Consider the following 469-nt stretch of genomic DNA (forward strand, 5'->3'; position numbering starts at 1 on the left):
CACGGGGGCCAGGCGCTCGACGACGGCGTCCGCCACCGCGACCTTGAGGTGCCCGTACATCTTGCCGACGAACCCCTCCTCGAGCTGCGGGATCGGTGTGCCGGACACCGCGGAGAGGATGGTCAGCAGGTTGGAGACGCCGGGCTTGGCCTCACGGTCGAAGCGCACCTCGGTGCCGTCGTCGGTCACGGCCGACTTGATCTTCTTAGCGGTCTTCTTCGGCTCCTCGAGGATGTTGATGAGCCCGTTCGGGGACGCCGCGGACTTGGACATCTTCGAGGTGGGGTCCTGCAGGTCGTAGATGCGCGCGCCGGTCTCCGGGTAGAAGCCGGTGGGCACCACGAACGTCTCGCCGTAGCGTTGGTTGAAGCGCTGGGCGAGGTCGCGGGTGAGCTCCACGTGCTGGCGCTGGTCGTCGCCCACGGGCACACCGTGCGGCTGGTAGAGCAGGATGTCCGCGGCCATGAGC

At 68.0% G+C, this 469-nt stretch carries 1 protein-coding gene; it reads right to left on the reverse strand.

Features of this window, described 5'->3' with window-relative positions:
- A partial coding sequence (locus ACOMDU_RS13640) for a tryptophan--tRNA ligase (RefSeq protein WP_476718555.1) occupies positions 1-469 on the reverse strand: 469 nt, incomplete at both ends.

This window comes from Vescimonas sanitatis, from assembly GCF_049060325.1.
Taxonomy (GTDB): domain Bacteria; phylum Bacillota; class Clostridia; order Oscillospirales; family Oscillospiraceae; genus Vescimonas; species Vescimonas sanitatis.